This window comes from Nonomuraea sp. NPDC049419 (genome assembly GCF_040676995.1).
GTDB lineage: Bacteria > Actinomycetota > Actinomycetes > Streptosporangiales > Streptosporangiaceae > Nonomuraea > Nonomuraea salmonea.
The window spans coordinates 644,764-663,236 of record NZ_JBFAQB010000001.1 but is presented as its reverse complement, the minus strand read 5'-3'; the positions used below and the strand labels follow the sequence as shown (position 1 = coordinate 663,236).

Annotated in this window: 14 protein-coding genes; 5 read left to right on the top strand and 9 right to left on the bottom strand. The window is 72.2% G+C overall.

Going from position 1 to position 18,473, the window contains the following annotated elements; translation table 11 throughout:
* Positions 1-70: 70 nt before the first annotated feature.
* From AB0K12_RS03185 to AB0K12_RS03175, 3 genes are read left to right on the top strand one after another with little or no spacing between them, the layout of a single operon-like run.
* The gene (locus tag AB0K12_RS03185; protein WP_364555199.1) at positions 71-880 is read left to right on the top strand and encodes a crotonase/enoyl-CoA hydratase family protein; all 810 of its coding nucleotides are present in this window, start codon (positions 71-73) and stop codon (positions 878-880) included.
* A 54-nt stretch (positions 881-934) separates the two neighbouring features.
* The gene (locus tag AB0K12_RS03180; protein WP_364555198.1) at positions 935-1,213 is read left to right on the top strand and encodes a type II toxin-antitoxin system Phd/YefM family antitoxin; all 279 of its coding nucleotides are present in this window, start codon (positions 935-937) and stop codon (positions 1,211-1,213) included.
* Positions 1,206-1,610: a type II toxin-antitoxin system VapC family toxin gene (locus AB0K12_RS03175; RefSeq protein WP_364555197.1), complete on the top strand. Its 405-nt coding sequence runs from the start codon at positions 1,206-1,208 to the stop codon at positions 1,608-1,610. The genes AB0K12_RS03180 and AB0K12_RS03175 overlap by 8 nt, the downstream gene beginning before the upstream one ends.
* A 2-nt stretch (positions 1,611-1,612) precedes the next feature.
* Here the strand turns inward: AB0K12_RS03175 and AB0K12_RS03170 are convergent, their stop codons facing one another.
* The gene (locus tag AB0K12_RS03170; protein ID WP_364555196.1) at positions 1,613-2,719 is read right to left on the bottom strand and encodes a nitronate monooxygenase family protein; all 1,107 of its coding nucleotides are present in this window, start codon (positions 2,717-2,719) and stop codon (positions 1,613-1,615) included.
* A gap of 161 nt (positions 2,720-2,880) precedes the next feature.
* On the bottom strand, positions 2,881-3,798 hold the full coding sequence (locus tag AB0K12_RS03165) for a DUF3068 domain-containing protein (RefSeq protein ID WP_364555195.1): 918 nt from the start codon (positions 3,796-3,798) through the stop codon (positions 2,881-2,883).
* A gap of 166 nt (positions 3,799-3,964) precedes the next feature.
* Here AB0K12_RS03165 and AB0K12_RS03160 point away from each other — a divergent pair, with 166 nt between their 5' ends.
* On the top strand, positions 3,965-5,110 hold the full coding sequence (locus tag AB0K12_RS03160; protein ID WP_364555194.1) for an acyltransferase: 1,146 nt from the start codon (positions 3,965-3,967) through the stop codon (positions 5,108-5,110).
* On the opposite strand, the gene AB0K12_RS03155 is transcribed toward AB0K12_RS03160, so the two are convergent.
* The 5 genes from AB0K12_RS03155 to AB0K12_RS03135 all read right to left on the bottom strand — a co-directional run bounded on the left by AB0K12_RS03155 (position 5,037) and on the right by AB0K12_RS03135 (position 12,957).
* Positions 5,037-9,191, bottom strand: a complete 4,155-nt coding sequence (locus AB0K12_RS03155; protein WP_364555193.1) for an alpha-(1->3)-arabinofuranosyltransferase family protein — start codon at positions 9,189-9,191, stop codon at positions 5,037-5,039. The two genes, AB0K12_RS03160 and AB0K12_RS03155, sit on opposite strands and share 74 nt — an antisense overlap.
* Positions 9,188-10,345 (bottom strand): glycosyltransferase family 4 protein, encoded by a 1,158-nt coding sequence (locus AB0K12_RS03150; RefSeq protein ID WP_364555192.1) that lies wholly within the window; start codon positions 10,343-10,345, stop codon positions 9,188-9,190. The genes AB0K12_RS03155 and AB0K12_RS03150 overlap by 4 nt, the downstream gene beginning before the upstream one ends.
* Positions 10,342-11,145: a glycosyltransferase gene (locus AB0K12_RS03145; RefSeq protein ID WP_364555191.1), complete on the bottom strand. Its 804-nt coding sequence runs from the start codon at positions 11,143-11,145 to the stop codon at positions 10,342-10,344. Before AB0K12_RS03145 ends, AB0K12_RS03150 begins: the two co-directional genes overlap by 4 nt.
* 11 nt (positions 11,146-11,156) lie before the next feature.
* Positions 11,157-11,291 (bottom strand): hypothetical protein, encoded by a 135-nt coding sequence (locus tag AB0K12_RS03140; protein ID WP_281394582.1) that lies wholly within the window; start codon positions 11,289-11,291, stop codon positions 11,157-11,159.
* 121 nt (positions 11,292-11,412) lie between these two features.
* Positions 11,413-12,957 carry a hypothetical protein gene (locus AB0K12_RS03135; protein WP_364555190.1) on the bottom strand — a complete coding sequence of 515 codons (1,545 nt, stop codon included), beginning with the start codon at positions 12,955-12,957 and terminating at the stop codon, positions 11,413-11,415.
* Positions 12,958-13,039: 82 nt separating this feature from the next.
* On the opposite strand from AB0K12_RS03135, the gene AB0K12_RS03130 reads away from it, so the two are divergent.
* Entirely contained in the window at positions 13,040-14,854 is a 1,815-nt protein-coding gene (locus AB0K12_RS03130; protein ID WP_364555189.1) for a hypothetical protein, read from the top strand.
* A 16-nt stretch (positions 14,855-14,870) separates the two neighbouring features.
* Here AB0K12_RS03130 and AB0K12_RS03125 read toward each other — a convergent pair whose 3' ends face one another.
* Entirely contained in the window at positions 14,871-17,048 is a 2,178-nt protein-coding gene (locus AB0K12_RS03125; RefSeq protein ID WP_364555188.1) for an acyl-CoA dehydrogenase, read from the bottom strand.
* Positions 17,049-17,116: 68 nt separating this feature from the next.
* Positions 17,117-17,905 (bottom strand): hypothetical protein, encoded by a 789-nt coding sequence (locus AB0K12_RS03120; protein ID WP_364555187.1) that lies wholly within the window; start codon positions 17,903-17,905, stop codon positions 17,117-17,119.
* Positions 17,906-18,473 lie beyond the last annotated feature (568 nt).

Below are 18,473 nucleotides of genomic sequence, written 5' to 3'. Positions count from 1 at the left end.
TTGCTGGTGGGAGCGTATCCTGGGCCAAAGTTCGTAGCAAGCGCTTGATCTAGCGACTTCGGAGGCACCCGTGGAGCTCCTGCCGATCAGCACGCCGCACTGCCGGATCGAACGCGACGGGCACGTCCTGACCGTCACCATGAACCGGCCGGAGGCCCGCAACGCGCTCTCCTCCGACATGCTGGTCGGCCTGGCCTCGGCGTGGGCGTACGCCTCCGAGGAGCCCGGCATCCGGGTGGCGATCCTGACCGGCGCCGAGGGCACGTTCTGCGCCGGCGCCGACCTCAAGGCCATGGGACAGCCGTCGAGCGACCCCGACGTCCAGGCCAGGGCCGCCCAGATCCCCAACTTCCACTGGAAGGGCCTGCTCCGCGAGGACCTGCCGACCAAGCCCGTCATCTGCGCGGTCGAGGGCTACGCCGTCGCCGGAGGCACCGAACTCCTGGTGGGCACCGACCTGCGGGTGGTCGCCGAGTCGGCCACCCTGGGCCTCTTCGAGGCCAAGCGCGCCCTGTTCCCGATGGGCGGCAGCGCCGTCCGCCTCCCCCGCCAGATCCCGTACTGCCACGCCATGGACCTCCTGCTGACCGGCCGCGCCATCACGGCCGCGGAGGCTTTGTCGATGGGCCTGGTGAACCGCGTCGTCCCGGACGGCCAGGCACTGGCGGCGGCCCGCGAACTGGCGGACGACGTGGCAAGCTCGGGCCCCCTGGCCGTCCAAGCGATCCTCCGCACCTACCGCGACACGCTGGGCCTACCGGAACAGGAGGCCCTGAAGGTCTCGGACGAACTGGGCTGGCCGGTGATCGGCTCAGAGGACGCCAAGGAAGGCACCCGCGCCTTCCGCGAAAAACGCCCCGCTTTCTACCAGGGCCAGTGATGCTCTTATACTGACCAAGTAGCACCCGGTGCTACGCGCGGCTACGTGAGGTGCGTGTTGAAGATCATCAGCCAACGCGAGTTCCGCAACAACTCCGCCGCCGTTATGGACGAGGTCGAAGCGGGTGAGGTTTTCCACATCACCCGCAACGGCATCGAAATCGCAGAGCTGCGCCCGCTTCCACGAAAGCGGCGACTGAGCTCGGAGGAACTGGTCGCCAAGCACCGTCTCCTGCCGGAGGTGGACTACGCCGAGATGCGTCGCGAGGCCGATGAATTCTTCGACGGCGAGGACCGCGTGGGCGACGACCCATGGGAGCGGCACCGTGGCTGAGCGCCGTGCCACGGGCGTCATCGATACGTGCGTGTACGTCGACCTCGCGAAGATCTCGCCCGAGGCCCTTCCGAAGCAGCCGGAACTCACCACCATCACGCTCGCCGAGTTGCATCAAGGCGTGGCCATGGCCAAGGACGAAGCGTCCCGGGCCGCCCGCATGGAAAAGCTCGGCATCGCCGCCGTCGATTTCGAGCCGCTTCCCTTCGACTCCAAGGCCGCGGCCCGTTATGGCAGCCTGGTCGCGCTCACACTCGCAGCCAAGCGGGATCCCAGGCCGCGGCGCATGGACCTCATGATCGCGGCGATCGCCTCCAGCCGGGGACTCCCGCTTTACACCCGCAACACGGACGATTTCGTGGGACTTGAGAGCATGGTCACCGTCGTGCCGGTGTGAGGTCAGTCGGAGGTGAGGTGCTGGAGGCGGTCCAGTGCTTCGGCGTACTCCGAGACCAGGTCGAAGACGACGTCCTTGGCGGGTTTGACCTGGTTCATGACGCCGATGATCTGGCCGGCGGGGAAGGTGGCCAGTTCGGCGGCGTCCGAGCGGCCTATGCGCCGCAGAGCGTCTGATACCAGCATGAACTGCAACGGCATCGGGAGCGTGCCCGGTGACTCCTCCGACTCCCATGCCTCGGTCCACTCGTTCTTGAGGAGCCGAGCGGGTTTGCCGGTCCAGCTGCGGGAGCGGACGGTGTCGCGGGAGGTGGCGGCGAGGATGCGGCGCCGGGCCATCTCCGGGGTGTCGGCCTCCTCGACGGTGAGCCAGATGGAGCCCGTCCAGACGCCCTCGGCCCCGAGGGCCATCCCGGCGGCCATCTGGCGGCCGTTGCCGATGCCGCCCGCCGCCAGCACCGGTACGTCCACCGCGTCCACGACCTGCGGGATGAGCACCATGGTGGAGATCTCACCGGTGTGCCCGCCGGCCTCGGTGCCCTGGGCGACCACCACGTCCACCCCGACCTCGACCTGCTTGAGCGCGTGGCGCGGGGTGGAGGCGAGGGCGGCGACCTTGACGCCGTGGGCGTGGGCGAGCTCGACCACGTCGGCGGGCGGCGGCCCGAGCGCGTTGGCGAGCAGCGCGATGGGGTGACGCAGGGCGACCTCGACCTGGGGGCGGGCGGTGGCGTCGGTCCAGCCGAGCAGCACCCGGCCAGGGTCGGCGTCCGAGGACAGGGGCGGCACGCCGTGCTTGGCCAGGAGGCCCTCGACGAACGCCCGATGCCCGTCGGGGATCATGGTCTGGAGCCGGCCGACCAGCTCCTCCGGCGCGAAGTCGGCCCCCTCGTACGAGGCCGGCATGACGACGTCCACCCCGTACGGCCGGCCGTCCACGTGGTCGTCGATCCACTTGAGCTCCATCTCGAGCTCTTCCGGGGTGAAGTAGAGCGCGCCGAGCACGCCCATGCCGCCGGCCTTGCTGACGGCGGCGACCACATCCCGGCAGTGGCTGAACGCGAAGATCGGGAGCTCGATTCCGAACATGTCCGTGACGCGTGTCCGCATGGCCCGACAATACGTCTGGAAAGCGGCGAACTGCAACGCGTTCTAGGCTAGAACCTTTCGTCTGGTACCGGTGAGTAACCTACATATATAACTGGTTCTAGTCAGGGTGTCCGGTCAAGGGGAAAGGGCCCGTTCAAGCGAACGGGCCCCTTATGGAGAGGTCACTCGGCCGGCGCGCGGCGTCCCACGATGACGCCCGCCACCACGAGCACGACACCGATCACGAGCAACACCAGCGGGATGACGTTCCGCAGCAGGTTGATCATGTTCTTGCCGTTCTGGGCGTTCTTGACCAGGTCGTCGACCGTCTTCTCGGTCATCTTCGCGGTCGCGACGAAGGCCGCCGAGCGCTCGACGCCGTCCTGCGTCTTCAGCACCTCGTGCCGCTGCACCTCCTGCCGTACCGGCGACCCGGTGACCGGCTCGATCCAGAACGTCGTCTTGCCGTCGTACCAGCGGTCGACCTGCACGTCACCGGTGGTGCCCGTGATGCCGAGCACATTGGCGGGCGCGGTGCGGGTCTCGGTCTTGGTCGGGGGCACGGTCTGCTCGAAGACGTAGACCGGCAGGCCGTTGACCTTGTCCTCGCGGACGAAGGTGGCGTCGAACGCCTTCTGCGCGGTGGCGTTGAACACCTTGTACGTCTTCTTCTCCACGTCGAAGGGGAACTTGTAGACCTGCCCCTCCAGCGTGACCGGTGCCTTCTCGACGCTGGACCCGCAGCAGTTGAGCGCCACCCCGGTGTAGCGGTCGAAGGCGCTGCGCCGCTCGGAGACGTCGATCTGGGGCCGCTTGTTGGTCACGTCGTTGACGACCGTGGCCTCGTCCCAGACCACCCGGTCATTGGTGGCCTCCTTCACGTCACCGCGGGTGGTGACGATGATGTCGAGGTCACCGGTGAGCACCTTGAGGTCCTGCAGCGAGAAGTACTGGGCGTTCTTGGCCTCCAGCCGCGAGATGCCGAACTGGTCGGCCGGCGCGGAGATGATCTGGCCCGCCGCCCAGAATTTCAGCAGTGGCGCCAGCGCGATGAAGAAAGCCCCGAACCCGATGAGGACGAGCGTTGAGATGCGACCCATCGAGGCCTCCGCATTGTAGAACATGTTGTCGTTCGGTGCGATCGTCGAGCATCAAAGTATGACAGGGGGTGCGGCCCGTCAGCGGCGGGCAAACCACCGCAACCAAATCGATAGAAACAGGTTCTATCGTGGTTGCCGCAATCGGCGACGGGACATGGGAGCAGCGATGAAGGGCAGGGACGCGGCACTCGACGGCATCCGCGCGGTGGCCGCGCTCGGCGTCTGGCTGCTGCACGTCGGGAGCAACACCGGCGTGATGTACCGCGACGGCATGCTCCACTGGCTGATGAGCCGCCTGGGCATCGCGGTCCCCATCTTCTTCCTCCTGTCGGGCCTGCTCCTCTACCGCCCGTGGGCGCGCGCGGTGATCGAGGATACGCCACGGCCCCGGCCGCTCGGCTACCTGTGGCGCCGGGTGCTGCGCGTCATGCCCGTCTACTGGCTGGTGAGCGCGCTCGCCCTGTGGGCGTGGGCGTCGTACGACTGGACCGGCTGGCTGAAGTGGATGCTGCTCGCGCAGAACTTCTTCCCCGCCGACCCGACGCCCGACGGCCTCTACCAGATGTGGACGCTGCCCATCGAGATGTCCTTCTACGTGCTGCTCCCTGTGCTGGGCTGGGCGCTGCACCGGTGGGCGCGCGGCGGCAACCGTCCGGTGCGCCTGCTCGTCGGCATCGCGGTGCTGCCGCTCATCTCGGTGGTCACCGTGGTCGTCGCCCGGCTGTCCGGGCAGCCCGACCTGGCCCTGCTGCTGCCGTACCACCTGGTGTTCTTCGGCTGCGGCATGGCGATGGCGGTGCTGTCGGTGTGGATCGGGCACAGCCGCGTGATCGACTCGCTGGCCCCGCAGCTGCTGGTGCTGGCCGGCCTGCTGTACGCGCTGCTCAGCACCGACCTGGCCGGCCCGCGCACGCTCGTGCTGCCCACCCTGGGGCAGTCGCTGTGGCGGCTCAGCCTGGAGACGGCGGTCGCGGTGCTGCTGGTGGCGCCGTTCGCGCTGGCCTCCAGGCCCGGCTCGCTGCGCAACCGGGTGCTCGGCAACCCTGTCGCGAGCTACCTGGGCCGCATCTCCTACAGCTTTTTCCTCTGGCACGCGCCGGTGATCACGCTGCAGCTCAAGCTGACCGGCGCGCAGCCGTTCCAGGCCGACTTCACCAGCGTCGCGGTGACCTCGTTCATCGTGACGGTGCTGCTCAGCGTCGGCAGCTACCACCTGATCGAGGTGAGCGCGCTCAAGCTCAGCCGACACCGGTCAGCACCTGCCTCGCCGCCGGCAGCTCGCGCGGCGCTGCCGGCCGCGCCGGCTCCGTGACGAGCTGGCCGAACAGCACGCCGACCGCCGCGCATGACGCGAGCTGCGGCACGTGGTCCATCAGCACCTCCACGTCGATCCCGTGGTCCCGCAGCGTCATGCCGGCGGCCAGGGACAGCGCCGCCACGCAGAACGCGCCGGCCGCCGCCCAGTGCGCGGGCCACCGCCTGGCCCGCAGCAGCAGGGTCACCAGCACCGCGCCGAGCACCGCCAGCATGCCGGGCCAGCTCGCCGTCCAGCCGCCGAACGCCAGCGCCGCCACCGCCACGAGCGGCGCCCGCGGCCGCGACAGCCGGGCGGCCGAGGCGGGAGCGGTCTCGCGTACGTGCTCGGGCCGCGGCCCCCGCAGCACCAGGGCGGCGAGGGCGAGCAGCGCGATCCCGGCCAGCCCCAGCAGCAGCGCGAGCCGGTAGAGCCGGTCGGGCAGGTAGTCGAGCCGGACCGTGCCCGAAGTGCCGGCGGGCAGCTCCCACGCCTGCTTCCAGCCGTCGATCCTGACCGGTTTGAGCGTCTCGCCGCCGACGCTCGCCCGCCAGCCGGCGTTGAAGTTCTCGTTGACGACGAGGAAGGCGTCCTTGGGCGCGCTGACGGCGACCTCGCGCTGCGACGGCGTCCACGTGCTCGGCACCGCCGACCCCGCCACGCCGGCGGGCCGCTCGGGCAGCGCCCCGACCACCAGCGCGTCGATCGCGTACGGGTCCCAGCCCGCCACCCGCACCCGGTTGTCGCCGGCGGCGAGCGACGCCCTCTCGCAGCCCGTGATCCGCACCGGCCGCTGTTCGAGCAGGTCGGCGTGGGTGCCGGTGACCCTGGTGGGGACGCTGCGGCCGTTCACCTCGATGGCCGGGCCGAACCCGCACGCCAGCCGCAGCGGCACGTCAGCGGGCCGCCCCACCGGGTCCACGCCGGGGATGACCAGCTCGGTCACCTGCAGCCGCTGCGAGAAGGGGGTGAAGCGGAGCTTGAGCCGGCTCGTCTTCATCGCCTTGAACGTCAGCATGCCGTGCTCGTCCACCCGCCCGCCGCGCACGGCCCCGCCGTCGCCGGTGACGATCACGTCGAGCGGCGCCTGGTCGCCGCCGGGGCGGCCGATCTGGACGCGGGAGATCGTCTTCCTGCCCTGCCACGCCACGGTGAGCGTGGGCTCCTTGTCGTCGGCGCCGGGGATCCACGTCGTGCTGTCGTCGGCGTCGAACGCCGACCTGGGCGCGACCACGGCGTCATCGCTGAGCTGGGACGAGCCGGTCACCGTGGTCAGGTCCGCACGGATGCGGGTGTAGCGGTCGATCAGCTCAGAGTCCCGCAGGACCGCCGTTCCCCGTACTGTCACGCTCGAAGCCGCATCGGCGCGGAAGGTCCGGTCGAAACCGGTCTCCTCGCTCTGCTCGGCCAGCGCGACCTCGTTGCAGACCCAGCGCTGCGGGTTGCGCATGCAGGCGGGCCGCTCGTCGAGGCCGCGGTCCATGACGTACGCGTCGCCGCCCTGGCCGGGCAACCGGATCGTGCGGCCGGCCGTGACGCCGGGGATCGACAGCTCGACCACGCCGATGCGCTGGCCGTACGTCCACGTCTCCGACGCCGTGCCGGCGACCTTGAGCCGCACCCAGCTCGTCGGCCCGTCCGGCACGCGCAGCCGCTGCGGGTCCGTCGTACGGGCGACGTCCTGCACCAGACCGCCCGACTCGGTCTCCACCGCCACGCGGGAGACCGCCTGGCCGAGCAGCAGGTCGGGCGCGAACATGACGTTCACGTACGGGATGCGCGTCCGTCCCCGCAGGTCCACCCGCAGCCACTCGCCCCGGGGCGCCTTGGTGCCGTCGGTCTCCCAGCCGGTCTTCGTGTTGCCGTCCATGGCCGCGTACGGGCCGCGTCCCGCGCTGCTGATCCCGGCCGGCGCGTACGGGTCCGCGACCGAGGAGGAGGCGCTGATGCCGGCGATGCCGTCGTACTCGGCGACCGCGGCCTCGTCGAGCCAGCCCTTCTCCAGCAGGTCCAGCGCCCTGACCCCGTCGAAGTCGCGTTTCTTGTCGGCCGTGAGGGTCGGTGACCAGTTCGTCCGCAACTCGCCGAACGAGCGCTCGCGCAACCGCAGCGCGTCGCTGACCACGGAGGGCGCCTCGCGGGTGCCCGCGTCGCCGTTGACCAGCACCGGCTCGTCGCCCAGCAGGCCGAGATCGCCCATCGCGAGCAGGGAGTCGGGCCCGCCCCGCACGGCCAGCGCGTCGGCCGCCGGGCGCACGGTGACCAGGTCGGCGGCGTCCGACACCTCGTACAGGTCGAGCGCGGGGAAGGCGGGGTCGAGCGCGTTGACCGCGTCGTCGGTCTCCCTGTCGCCGACCGGCTCGCCGAACGAGCGCACCTTCGTGATGCCCGGCGACTCGCGCAGCGCCTCGTAGACGCGCGACGGCCAGGCGCCTTGGAGGTTCTGGCGGATGAGGTCGTTCCTGACGAGCAGGTGGCGCACGCCGAGCCGCCGCAGCACGGCGGTCACGCCGGCCGAGCCGTGGCCGGAGGTCAGGCGCTGGTCGATGGCGTCGAGCAGCCGGGTCAGGCCGACCGAGCCAGGCGGCTCGATCTTCCTGGTGGTCCAGCGGGCCGTGGTCAGGGCCTGAAGCGGCTCGTCCATCGGGCGGCCCCAGACGTACTCGCCGAACTTGGCGCCCGGCACGAGCAGCACGCCGTCGTCGCCCGCGTTGGCGTCCAGCCAGGCGGCGGCCTCGCGCCAGTGGGCGGGCACGTCCTCGAAGTCGCCGGGGGCGGCCAGGCCCTGGTTGAAGACGGGCACGACGAGCGCGGCGCAGGCGACGACGGCCACCGTACGGACCGGCATCCTGGCCTTGACCAGCAGGTGCGCCAGGCCGAGGGCGAGCGCGAGCCGGACCAGCGGGTCGAACTTGCGCAGGTTGCGCAGCGGCGCGAGCGGCCCGTCGAGCAGCCAGCGCACCGGCTCGGCGGTGACCGGCTCCAGCGCGCCCGCGTGCCCCGCGACCAGCGCCACCACGCCGACCACGAACATCGCCACCAGGAACCCCCTGGCCGGCAGGTCGCGGCGGGCCAGCCCGGCGAGCCCGAGCGCCGCGATCACGCCCGTGACCACGACCATCGAGGCCGCGGTCGCGATCCTGAACCCGGGCGGCTGCTCCAGCACGCCGTTGAGCGGCAGGTAACGCACCCAGTCGGAGGCGCCGCGCAGCACGTTCGTGAGCGAGGTGACGGCCGTCGTGGTCCCCGCGGTCTCGGTGTACGGCAGGAACGAGAACGCGTACCGGCCGACCAGCAGCAGCGGCAGCGACCAGAACAGGGTGGCCACCGCCACCGCGCCCGACCACCAGCCGAGCAGCCGCCAGCGCGGCACGGGACGCGGCCTGGTGAGGATGTAGAGCACGGGCGCGACCAGCACGGCCAGCACCGCGACCGCGTTGACGCCGCCGCACAGCGCCACCGCCAGCGCCGACCTGATGGCGCCGCGCGCCCGCTGGCCGGTCTCCGACGCGGTGAGCAGCGGCAGCAGGATCCACGGCAGCATCGCGGCGGGCAGCCACTCGACGGAGATCTCGCCGATGATCGACAGCGTGCGCGGAGCCAGCGCGTACGCCAGCGCCCCCGCGATCCTGGTGCCCGGCGAGCCGATGCCGAGCCGTCCCGCCAGCCGTTCGACGCCGAGGAAGGCCACGCACATGAGCAGCGTCAGCCAGAGCCGCTGCGTCACCCACGGCTCGACGCCGGCCAGCTCGCCCAGCGCGAAGAACGGCCCCATCGGGAAGATGTAGCCGGCCACCTGGTTCTGGAGCTGGCCGAAGTGCTGCAGGTCCCACAGGTGGGCGGCGCGCTCCAGCCAGCCGACCGGGTTGAGCGCGAGGTCCATCTTGGTGTCGGAGATGAGGTGGCCCGGCCGGGTGGTGAAGGCGAGCAGGCCGAAGCCGAAGCAGCACAGCAGCAGCCACAGGCGGTGCCGCGCGGCCTCCCCGACCGGCCGCCCCGCCCCGGTCCGCCGCCCGGCCACCAGCTTGTCGGTGGGCAGCCGGGTGGGCAGCAGCGTCCTCATCCGCCCGGTCGCGGGCGGCCTGGCGGCTGGGGTCATGAGCGCTCCCAGCCGCCGCCGGGAACGCCACCGCGCCCCTCGCGGGGGCCGCCGCTCAGGCCGCCGAAGGCGGGGTCCGCGCCGGGGTCGTCGCCGCGCAGGAGGGCGGCGAGGCGGTCGGCGGTGCGGTCCCAGGAGAAGCGGTCAGCCCATTTCCGACATTTCACGGTATAAGTGTGGTCCAGCTCGTCGAGTGCGGCGGCGATCCCCTTGGCCAGCCCGGTCCCCTCGGGCAGCAGCCACCCGGTCTCACCAGGCCGTACGGCATCGCGCAGCCCGTCCACGTCGAACGCCACGGTCGGCACGCCCAGCGCGGCCGCCTCCAGCACGCTCAGCCCCCAGCCCTCCCCCTGGGAGGCGCTGACGTGCAGCCACGCCCGCGCGACCAGGCGCGCCTTGTCGTCCTCGGGCAGGTAACCGTGCAGCGTGACGCCCTCGGGCAGCCGGGCCCGCAGGGCGTCCTCCTCAGGTCCCCTGCCGATGACGTCCACGACCAGGCCGGGCCGGGCCGAGCGCAACTCGGCGACGGCGTCCAGCAGCAGGTGCACCCGCTTGTGCGCGACCAGCCGCCCGAGGCAGACCACCCGCGGCTCAGGGCTCTTCGCGACGGGCCCAGGTCGAGCGACACTGACCCCGTTCGGGATGACGTGCACCGGCCCGCGCCACCCGAGCCGCTCGCGCATGGCGAGCGCGGTGGACGGCGAGACGGCGACGCTCGCGTGCCGCCGGTAGCTCCACCGCGACACCGGCCCCTCCAGGAACCGCCCGAACGCCGCCAGCCACCCCGGCATGTGCACCCCGAACTGCCGGTCGTGCACGTGGTGCACCACGCACACCACCCGCGTCCGCCGCCGCACCACCCAAGGGGTGAAGAACGGGATGCCGTTCTGGCAGTCGAGCACCGCGTCGAAGCGCCCCCTGCGCAGCAGCAGCCAGGCCAGCACCAGCGGATAGACGGTGAAGACCCCGCCCATCCGCACGAAAGTCACGCCTTCCACCCGCTCGCGGCGGCGCTGCCCGGGAGCGCGCGCGGTGACGTACCACACCTGATGGCCGGCCCGCGCGAAACGGCGGGCCGACTCCCAGGCGAAGGTCTCGGCGCCACCCGCCTGGGGATGCCAGGGGTCACGCCAGTTGACGACGGCGATCTTCACGGATATCCGACGGGGTCGAGCGGCGGCTCCCACGCCGGCCGGGCGGCGGAGCCGGGTTTCGTGCGCAGCCGCAGCCAGATCCGGCCCAGCTCCAGCACGATGCCGAAGGTGTGCCTGGCCGGCGAGAACCGGGACCCCGGCATGTCCCGCCAGCGCACGGGGATCTCGCAGACCCGGCCGCCCCGCTCGACGCAGCGCGCGAGCAGCTCGACGTCGAAGGCGAAGCCGGGCGTGCGCAGCAGCCCGGCGGTCTCGCGGGCGAGCACGCCGTCGAAGAACTTGAAGCCGCACTGGGTGTCGCTGACGCCGTGCACGAGCGCGCCGGCCAGCGCGCGGAAGCCGTACGCGCCCAGCTCGCGGATCCGGCTGTGCCGGTTCTCCACGCGCGAGTCGCGGTGCGCCCGCGAGCCGATCACCACGCGCTCGCCGGACAGCAGCAGCCCGAGCGCATGGTCGATGGCGTCGAGGTCGGTGGCCATGTCGGCGTCGCAGAAGCCGACGAAGGGCGCGGTGGTGCCGAGCAGCCCGGCGCGGACGGCGGCGCCCTTACCGGGGGTCGCGCAGCGGACGAGCCGGACGGGGACGGGCCCGCGCGGCCAGCCCGAGACGATCTCGGCCGTCCGGTCGGTGCTGGCGTTGTCCACGACGATGACGGACGCGGGGAACGGCATGCGGGCAAGCTTCGCGCACAGCTGCAGGAGCCCCCCGGGTAGTCGTCCTTCCTCGTTGTACGCGGGAATGACGATCTCGAGCAGTGGTCGCCGGCTCGCCCCCTCGCCCCCAAGCGGAGAGGGTGCCATGGCGCTTGGGGTTACCGGTCGCCGTAGTTGTAGAGCGGCTGGTTGACCGGCGTGGCCGTGGCGCCGGTGAAGGAGACCGTGGTGACCGTGGCCACGAGTGCCGCCACGGCGACGCCGATGATCGCTGCTAAGAGGATCTTGATCACGGGGGTTCCTCCTGAAGCGGGCGGGTGGTGCGGGCGTCCCCAAACCTAGAACCAATTCTTGCTACTGGGAAGTAGCTAGGCGAAACTCTAACAAAGCCGTTGATGAGGGTACCGATCGAGGTCAGCGGGCCGCCACCTGGCCGTCGAACCGATACAAGCGCAGGTCACCGGTATCGACCAGGACCTTCGCGCTCCGTAGCCACACGTCGAAACGATGGCGCTCCGCAACTGTCCCCGCGTCGACTATCACGTAGCGAAATCCTGCCGCCCGGAGGTCCGGTGAAGGTCCTACTAGTACGCGTTCTACCTCCTGGGCACGAGGATCCTCGCTGCCGACGACCAGGTCGCCGACCCGTACGGCGTCGTTGGTCACCACCCGCCGCCCCGCCACCGCGAAGAAACGCTGGGCCGGGTCGAGCACCGCCCGGTGCCCGTTCCACGGGAAGCGCCGGTACGACTCGAACGGCAGCACCAGCACCTCCCCCGGCTCCGGGTCCCGCCTGATCACCTCGCGCGCCGCCGTCCAGCCGTCGGGGTAGCGCACGGCGTCCAGCCGCCCGAGCGCGCCCCACGCGAGAGTCGGCAGCACCGCGACCGGCACCAGCACCAGCGCGCCCACCCACGCCTTGCGGCCCGCCACGTGCTCGGCCAGCAGCCCCAGCCCGAGCGCCGCCACGAGGGCCAGCGGCGCCACGTACTGCTGGGCGTCCCTGAACACCCCGAACCCGCCCCACACGCCGATCAGCCACGCGAACGCCGCCCGCCCTGGCCCGCTCACCCCCACGGACGCCACCGCCAGCCCGGCGGCGGCGGCCCCGGCCAGCCCCCACTTGTGCGGCAACCGGCTGCACAGGAACGCGGCCACCCCCGCCAGCGTCAGCACCAGCCTGGCCACCGCGCCGACGAGACTCTCGTAGCCGGACGGCACCGCGTACGCGTTCCAGATCCCGCCCAGCGACAGCAGGCTGCCCACCGCGCCGAACGGCGTGTCCGCCCTGGCCGCGAACGCCGCGACCCCCACCGGGTCACCCTCGATCCCGTACGGCCGCAGCGCCGTCACCACCAGCCACGGCAGGCTGAACAGCGCCAGCACCACGGCCACCTTGGCGACGACTCGCGGGCGCGGCACGGCGGCGGGCAGCGCGGTGATCGCGGTCACCGTCATCGCCGCGAACCCGCCCACGGCGGCGGGCAGCATCGCCAGGGCGAGCCGCCGCCCCGACCACCCCGACCACACCGCCCGCACCACCCAGGGCAGCCCGGCGTACCCGAGCAGCAGCGCCCACTGCCCGATGAGCAGCCGCTCGGCGACGTACGGGTTCCACACGTAGAAGGCCCCCGCCACCAGGCGCGGCCCGAGCGAGCCCGACGGCGCCAGCAGCGCCGCCCCCGAGCAGCCGAGCACGAAGATCCCCAGCAGGATCGTCTTCTGCACCAGCTCGGCCGGCAGCACCTGCGCCAGCGCGGTCACCACGGCGTCGCTGGGCACCACCCGCGCCGCCCCGCCCGCCAGCCCGAACGTGAAGCGCGAGAACTCCGGCTCAGGCACGAACACCATGTCCTGGACCAGCACGAACCCCCAGCCCAGCGCCGGGCCGAGCGCCACGCAACCGAGCACCAGCCCGAGCAGGGCGGCGGCGAGCCCGGCACGGGCGGGGTGAGACATCCCGCTATGACATCACAACCGGGACACGATCATTCCTTCGCGGCCGGTCCCGTGATTACGCTGCGCCCGGGGGAGGACGGGGATGACGACCATGTGGCAGCGGTTGCGCGAGCGCGACGCCGTGCTGACCGCCGGCCTGGTGATGGTCGCCGTGCAGCTCGTGTGGAAGTACGAGCTGGTCAGGCGGACGTTCTTCCGCCAGGACGACTTCCACTACATCATGCGCGGCCAGGAGAGCGGCCTCACCTGGGACTACCTGATGTGGGTGGACGTCGGCCACCTGCTGCCCGGCGGCTTCGGCATCTCGTGGGCGATGTCCAGGCTCGGCGGCTACAACGAGCTGCTCGCCCACGCCACCACGATGACGCTGCAGGCCGGGGCGAGCCTGGCGATGCTGCGGCTGCTGTGGGTGCTGTTCGGCCCGCGGCCGGCGATCCTCGTGCCGCTCGGGCTCTACCTGATCACGCCCATGACCGTGCCGTCGCTGTCGTGGTGGGCGGCCGTGCTGGAGACACTGCCGCTGCAGCTCGCGCTGCCGATGGCGCTGGCCTCCCACGTGCTCTACGTGCGTCATGGGCGCGCCCGGCATCTGGTGGCGGCGTGCGCGTGGACGGTGTTCGGGCTGCTGTTCTTCGTCAAGGCCGCGTTCATCCCCGTGCTGATGCTGGTGGTGACCGTCTTCTGGCTGGCGCCGCGCGGGTGGTGGCGGCTGTGGCGGGCCTGGGTGCCGTACGCGGTGATCCTCTCCGCGTACGCGGCCGTGTTCTTCACCGGGCTCTACGGCTCCGTGCAGCTCAACGACGCCACCCAGACGCCCGAGCTGCCCGATCCGGGGACGGCGGCCGCGTTCGCGTGGGTGCTCGGCGTCCGCGCGCTGGTGCCGTCGGCGCTGGGCGGGCCCTGGCAGTGGCGGCCGATCGGCGACGACTACGCGATGGCGGCCACGCCGGAGCCGCTCGCCTGGGCCGGGCTGGCCGTCGCCGCCGTCGTGGTGGCGGTGTCGCTGCGGCATCGGCGGCGGGCCTGGGCCGCCTGGCTGACGCTGCTCTTCTACTTCCTGCTGGCCGACGTGGTGCCGGTGCTGCTCGGCAGGATCGAGGTGCTCGGGCCCGGCGTGCTCGGCCACGAGCTGCGCTACCTCGCCGCCACCGCCACCGTCGTGGCGCTCGCCGCCGGGCTCGCCTTCATCCCGCTCGACGGCGAGGAACGTCCCTGGTCACGGCCCCTGCCTCGATGGCGGCTCGGCTGGGTGCCGCTGGCCGCCGTCGTCGCCGCCGGCTCGGTCTGGTCCGTCGCCGCGTACGCCGACCGGCCGCTCGGCCGGACCGTGCGCGACTACGTGCGGACGGCCGAGCGGGCGCTGTCCCAGGTGCCCTCGGGGACGGTGGTGCTGGACACGTACGTGCCGCCCGAGGTCGCCGCGCCCGTCTTCTTCCACGAGTACGCCCGGCACTCCAAGCTCCTCGGCGTGCCCCGCCCGTGGCCGGTCACCTGGGTCGACGAGCTGAACGGGCCGCTGCGCGAGCCGCTGACGTTCGACGCGCGCGGTCGGCTGCGGCCGGTCACCGTGCGCGGGCTGCGGGTGCCGCAGCGCACGTGCGTACCGGTCGGGGCCGATGAGGTGCGCTTCCGGCTGCCCGCCCCGTTGCCCGGCGGCGTCCACACCGCCCAGATCTCCTACCTGAACGCCGCCCCGACCACCCTCGCGGTCCGGCTCGGCGGCCCTGGCCACGCGCAGGCCGCCGCCGGCAAGGACCTGGGCACGACGTACGCCCAGGTCCACGGCCAGGGAGCCGACCTGTTCCTGCGCGCGCTGGGCCCCGACGCCTGCGTCGGCGAGATCAGGATCGGCCGCCCTGCCCCCGACGAGGACGGCCCGGCCATCCCCCTGGGATGACCGGGCCTCTCCCCCGCTACTTGCCGGGCTCGGGGTCCCTCGGCAGGCCCAGCATGCGCTCGCCGATGATGTTGAGCTGCACCTCCGTGGTGCCGCCGTAGATCGTCATGGCGCGGGTCGCGAGCACCGCCCTGTTCCAGTAGCCGGCGTCGCCCAGCTTCATGTCCGCGGCGACCACGGCGGACGTCCCGAGCAGCTCCACCGCCGTCTCCGACACGTGCTGCGCGTGCGAGGTGGACAGCAGCTTCCGTACGGAGGCGTCCGCGCCCGGCTCGCTGCCGGCCAGCTGCTTGAGCGTCACCCGCAGCGACAGCGCGTTGATCGAGTGGCCCTCGCAGACCACCTCGGCCACCCGCTGCTTCTCGGCCGGCGTCAGCTCCCTGCCCAGCCGCCCGGCCAGGCCCAGCAGGTCGGGCACCGACGCGCCCGTGCCGCCCGAGCCGGACGACAGCGACACGCGCTCGTTGGACAGCGTGTTGCGCGCCACCTTCCAGCCCTGGCCCACCTCGCCCACGACCAGGTCGTCCGGCACGAACACGTCGTCGAGGAACACCTCGTTGAACAGGTTCTCGCCGGTCATCTCCGTCAGCGGCCTGACCGTCACGCCCGGCGCCTTCATGTCCACCAGGAAGTACGTGATGCCCTCGTGCTTGGAGCCCTCGCTGGAGTTGCGGGCGATGCAGATGCCCCACTCGGCGACGTGCGCGACCGAGGTCCAGATCTTCTGGCCGTTGAGCTTCCAGCCGCCCTCGACCTTCTCCGCCTTCATCTGCAGCGAGGCCAGGTCGGAGCCCGCGCCCGGCTCGGAGAAGAGCTGGCACCAGATCATCTCGCCGCTGAGCGTCTTGGGCAGGAAGCGCTGCTGCTGCTCAGGCGTCCCGTACGCGACGATGGACGGCACCACCCAGGCACCGATGATCATGTTGGGCAGGCGTACCTTGGCGGCCTTGAGCTCCTGCGCGAGCAGCACCTGCTCCAGCGGCTTGGCGCCGCGGCCCCACGGCTTCGGCAGGTGCGACATCACGAAGCCGCGCTCGGCCAGCGCCCGCTTCTGCTCCTTGCCCTCCAGCCCGGCGATCTCCGCGATCTCGGCCCGGATCGACTCGCGCAGCTCCTCCGCGCCCTCCGGCAGGTCGATCTCCATCTCCCGTGACACGCCCGCGAGCGCCAGCTCCGCCACCGTGCCCGCCCACTCGGCCGACGAGCCGAGCAGCGCGCGCAGGGTGAGCGCGCGGCGGTAGTAGAGGTGCACGTCGTGCTCGAAGGTGTAGCCGATGCCGCCGAACGTCTGGACGGCGTCCTTCGCGCACCGCACGGCCGCGTCGGGGGCCATCACCCCGGCGACGGCGGCGGCGAACTCCAGCTCCTTGCCCTCGGCGCGGGTGGCGTCCCAGACCGTGGCGCGGGCCTGCTCCAGCGCGACCAGCATGCGCGACAGCTTGTGCTTGATGCCCTGGAACTGGCCGATCGGGCGGCCGAACTGGACGCGTACCTTGGCGTACTCGGAGGCGGCCGTCACGCACCACGACGCGAGGCCCGCCGCCTCGGCCCCCAGCAGGATCGCCGCGATGCCGCGCACGTCGGCGCGCTGCACGCCGCCCAGGATGCCCGAGGCGGGCACCCGCACGCCGTCGAGCTCGACCTTGGCGACCGGCCTGGTGAGGTCGAGCGACTTCAGCTCGGTGACGGTGGCCGACGCGGCCTCGACCAGCACCCACTCCTCGCCGTCGTCGGTGGTGACGGGCAGCACGAGCGAGTCGGCCAGCGAGCCGCCCAGCACGGGCTCGGCGGTGCCGGAGACGACCAGCGAGCCGTCCTCCGTGCGCGTGCCGGTCAGGCTGCCGGTCAGTGCGACGGCGGCGGTCAGGGTGCCGTCGGCGTACTGCTCCAGGTGCTCGGGACGTTTCGAGGCACCGATGACCGCACTGGCCAGCACGGTCGGGACGTACGGGCCCGGCGCCATCCGCTCGGCCAGCGCCTCGATCGCGACGGCCGCCTCCAGCAGGCCGTAGCCGGAGCCGCCGTGCTCCTCGGGCACGTGCAGGCCGAGCAGCCCCTGCTCGGCGAGGCCCGCCCAGAACGGCGGACGCCCCTCGGTGCCCGCGCGCAGCAGCTCCGAGGGGATGTTCCGCTCGGCCCAGCCGCTCACCGACTCGCGGAGCGCCTCGTGCTCCTCGCTCAAACCGATCGCCATTACTCATCCTCCAGCCAGGTCCGAGTCATGCCCAGAACCATATTCTAGAGGATGCTTCTGCCTCTCGGTCAGAGTGGACGAACCTGCTCCGCGAGCGTGTTCAGATCGCGCCAGCGGGCCTTGTTCGCCTCCGGGATCGACGCCATCAGCATCGCCGGCTTCGTCTTGCCCACCTCGATCACCGTCACCATCGCCTGCGCCACCTGCTTCTTGCCGCCCGAGGTGAACGTCACCTTGTAGCCGAGCGTCCAGCCCTTGCCCACCGGGATCTTCTTCGACGCCGTCCACTCGTCCAGCGTCGCGCCCTTCGGATACTGGGTGCGGATCGTCCAGCGGGCCGCCTGCGTCGCGATCGCCCGGTAGTCGGCGTTCGACGACGGCTTCTTCTCCGGCGCGTCACCCGGGAGCATCGCCGAGGCGACCACCGTGTGCGGCACCGCGACCTTGCCGATGCGCTGGGCGATCGAGAACGGCGAGAACGACTTCGCCGTCCACGGCGCGGCCAGCCTCGGGTAGCTGATGCCCGACTTCTTGTCGGTGATCGTCCCCGTGACCGCGGACGCCGTGCCGGAGAACGCGGCGTACTTCTTGCTCGCCGGGACGGGCGGCAACACGATCGGCGTCTCGGTCGCCGTCGGGCTCGCGGACGCGGACGCGGACGGCGTCGGCGTCGTAGGCACCGGCGCCACCTGCACGACCTGCTCCTGCTCTCGGTTGGGCACATCCCCGGAGAACACCACGAACACCAGCAGAACAGCCAGAACCGTTGCCAGGATGGCCCCGAACAGGTAAATCACCTTGATCGGAATATCCCCGAGCCGGCGCCGCTTGGGCGGCGGGGGCACCAACGCCCGCACCCCAGGCTGCCCGAACTGCTGCTCCTGCCCACCAACGGCCGCGCCCCCCGGCCCGGCAGGCGGCACAGGATGGGGCCCTGACCCCGGCATCGGCCCCGCATAAGGACCCGGCGACGGCACAGGATGGGGCCCTGAATGCGGCCCAGAGCCGATGTGAAGAGCCGCCCCCTGCGGCGGGACGGGATGGCCCCCCGAGTGCGGCTGAGACCCGGGATACGGCCCCACCCCAGGCGGCGGCACAGGGTTCGGCCCCGACGCAGGCGGCGGCACGAGATTCGGCCCTGACTGCGGCCCAGGCCCGGCATAGGGCCCCACCCCCGGCGGCGGTACCGGATGAGGCCCTGACTGCGGCCCTGCCCCAGGCGGCGGACCCGGATAGGGCCCCGACTGCGGCCCAGGCCCCGGCGGCGGACCCGGATAGGGCCCTGACTGCGGCCCAGGCCCGACATTCGGCCCAGGCCCCGGCGGCACGGGGTAAGGCCCGGCGCCCGGCGGCACCGCGCTCGGTCCGGCACCCGGCGGCACGGGGTTCGGCCCCGAGCCCGGCCTGGGCGACGCATAAGGCGGC

Excerpts from the sequence above, each read along its gene's own strand:
- AB0K12_RS03170 (WP_364555196.1), bottom strand. The coding sequence starts at position 2,719 with ATGCGGACACGCGTCACGGACATGTTCGGAATCGAGCTCCCGATCTTC.
- AB0K12_RS03165 (WP_364555195.1), bottom strand. The coding sequence starts at position 3,798 with ATGGGTCGCATCTCAACGCTCGTCCTCATCGGGTTCGGGGCTTTCTTC.
- AB0K12_RS03160 (WP_364555194.1), top strand. The coding sequence starts at position 3,965 with ATGAAGGGCAGGGACGCGGCACTCGACGGCATCCGCGCGGTGGCCGCG.
- AB0K12_RS03155 (WP_364555193.1), bottom strand. The coding sequence starts at position 9,191 with ATGACCCCAGCCGCCAGGCCGCCCGCGACCGGGCGGATGAGGACGCTG.
- AB0K12_RS03145 (WP_364555191.1), bottom strand. The coding sequence starts at position 11,145 with ATGGCACCCTCTCCGCTTGGGGGCGAGGGGGCGAGCCGGCGACCACTG.
- AB0K12_RS03135 (WP_364555190.1), bottom strand. The coding sequence starts at position 12,957 with ATGTCTCACCCCGCCCGTGCCGGGCTCGCCGCCGCCCTGCTCGGGCTG.
- AB0K12_RS03130 (WP_364555189.1), top strand. The coding sequence starts at position 13,040 with ATGACGACCATGTGGCAGCGGTTGCGCGAGCGCGACGCCGTGCTGACC.
- AB0K12_RS03125 (WP_364555188.1), bottom strand. The coding sequence starts at position 17,048 with ATGGCGATCGGTTTGAGCGAGGAGCACGAGGCGCTCCGCGAGTCGGTG.